The sequence below is a fragment of the Mesorhizobium sp. M7A.F.Ca.AU.002.02.1.1 genome, from assembly GCF_003998535.1.
GTDB classification, from domain to species: Bacteria; Pseudomonadota; Alphaproteobacteria; order Rhizobiales; family Rhizobiaceae; genus Mesorhizobium; species Mesorhizobium ciceri.
Genome location: NZ_RZPB01000800.1, coordinates 1 through 2628 on the forward strand (window position 1 = coordinate 1; position 2628 = coordinate 2628).

A 2628-nucleotide genomic window follows, 5' to 3' on the forward strand; every position below is an offset into this window, starting at 1 on the left:
CACCTCCGGTACCGTCCAGCCGGTCAATGTCCAGGGCAATCTCGGCGACCGTGTAGGTGGTCACGTCGGCGCTGAGCCCGTCCGTGTTGGCGTGGACGATGCCACCGCCCTGGGAAATCATGATGGTCCCACCGACCGCGCTGGCCAGATGGGCGGCGCCGGTGAAGTTGACGTCGTCGAAATCATAATTGCCGAGCGTCGGATCGAGCCCGATCGTGTTGACGGTGTAGCCGCCGGCGGCGGCGCTGATGGAGGACTGCAGCCCATCGGCGGACGTGCCGTCGCCGAAGGTGAAGTTGGCGTTGGCCGAGGTCGCGGTGGCGCCGCTCGACGACAATTCGACGCCGACGCCGACATTGGAAATGCTGGAGCCGCGCAGGAAGGTGATGGTCTTGTTGCCGGTCGTCGACGACAGGTCGATGCCGCGCGAGGTCAGGCTGCCGGTGCCGGTGATCGTGGTCAGGCCGAAATCGGCCCTTGTCGAGGAACCGCTCGAGGAACCGCTGAAGTCGATGCCGGTCTGGTTGGCGCCAACCTCGTCGATCGTGGTCGTGCCGAAGCTGATATGTTCGTTGATGTCGAGGAACTCGATGCCGGCGGTGCTTGCCGCTCCCAGCGTAACCTGGGTTGTGCCGAAGGTGACCGTGCCATTGTCGGCAATGAAGATGCCGGTGCCGCCAGGCGTCGTCACGGTGACCTCGCCAAAGCTCGCCGATGCCGTGCTGGCGACATTGGTGACGGACAGGCCGGTGCCCGTGGCATTGGTGATCGACAGCGGCGCGGTCACGTTCAACGTCGCGGTGCCGCCGAGGCTGCTGACAAGCGCCCCGCCGCCACCCGTCGCCGACAAGGTCGGGCCAGTGAAGCTGATGGCGCCGCCGGCCGGGGTCAGCGTCGATCCGACATCGAACAGATCGCCGGTGCCGGTCGAGGTGACCGTACCGCTGAAGGTCACCGAGCCGCCGGTGGTGCCGTCGACCTTGACCGCCGCGCCTGGCGCGGTTGCCGAGCTGGAGATGTTGGCCGCTACGCCGACTGTCGCGCTGCCGCCGGAAACGACGACACCGTCGCCAGCGCCCGAATTGGTGATGGTGCCGCCGAGGATCGTGATCGAGCCCGTATTGTTGGTCAGGCTGACATCGGTGCCCGCGACATTGGTCGCCACCAGATTGGTGATGGTGAAGGTCGATGACGAAGCGTTGATTGCAAGGCCGTTGATGCCGGCAGCGGTGCCGCCGACAGTGACATTGCCACCCAGGAACTGGCCGCCCGAGACGGCATTGAAGTTGAGCGCCGTGGCCGTCGCAACGCCTGTCGTGATGCTGTCGAACGCCATGCCGCCGGTGCCGATGGTGATGCCGTCGAGATTGATCGCCCGGCCGGTGCCGGTGGTGATCTGCTCCGTGCCCGCGGCCGCGACTGTGATCGTGCCGCCCCCGGTGGCATCGAAGCCGGTACCGGTCGTCGTGGTCAGGTCCAGCCCGCCGGTGAATTTCACCGTGCCGCCGGTGTTGGCGGACAGGTCGATCGCGTTGGCCGAGCCCGTGCTGGCGGTGATCTTGCCGCCGAAGGTGGCGGTGCCGCCGGTCTGGCCGATGATCCTGACCGCGTTGGCCGCATTGGCCTGGTCGATCGTGCCGTTGTAGGTGACGTTGGGCACCGCACCGTTGATGTTGAAGGCTACATCGCCCGTGTTGGTGATGGAACTCGCGGCCGCGAAAGTCAGCGTGCCGCTCGAGCCGCTCCAGATGGCCACGCCCCTGCCGCCGCCACTGATGTCGAGATCGTCGAAGGTGGCGATGCCGTCGAAATTGTTGGCGAACAGCCCGACGCTGGCGGCACTGGTAATCTTGGTGTTGCCGGTGAAATCGACGGTCGCGTTCGAATCGACAAGCACGATGCCGGTTTGAGATGCGGTCTGGACGGTCAGGTCGTCGACCGAGACCGTGCCGGTCACACCATTGAGGTAGAGGCCGGACCCGACATTGCTGGCCGTCACGCCCTGGACGGTCAGGCCGTTGATGCCCAGGCCGTAGATCGCCGAGCCGGAACCCCCGGAAACGTTGAAATCGAGCAGCGTGTTGCCGTTGCCCAGCGTCACGACATTACCGCCGCCGGAACTGGTCAGCGTCGCCGCACCCGCTGAATCCGATATGGATTCGTCATGATGGATGTTGGTGCCGGTGACATTCAACGGCACCCCGCCGAGCGAGAACGCGCGGTCGTTGCCGAACGAGGCCAGTTCCTGTCCGTCGCTCAGCGAGAAGCCGGTGGCGTCGTCGATTGTCCCGCGGTTGACCAGGACAATGATGGCGTCGCTGGCGGTAATGCTGTCGGCATATTCGATCGAGGCGAGGTCGGTGATCGACGTGCCGCCGCCCGAAGCCCCGGCCGCAACGAAGATGTAATTGCGCAGATCGTAAAGTTGCGGGCCGGTAAACGCGGTCGTGCCGAAAGCGTAGTGGCCGCTGCCCTCATTGAGCCCGCGCGCATCGAGCGAGGCGGTGATGCCGGAGATGGAGCTGGAATTGCCGCCGAAGGTAAATTCGGCGTTGGCCGTGGCGCCCGGCGTGCCGGCAATGCCCAGCCGCACGCCGGTATCGACATTGGTGATGACGCCGCCATCGG

The 2628-nt window shown here is 65.6% G+C and carries 1 pseudogene; it reads right to left on the bottom strand.

Annotated features, from left to right (window positions below):
- Positions 1–2628 (bottom strand): annotated as a pseudogene (locus EN879_RS31465) (hypothetical protein); the annotation flags it as partial.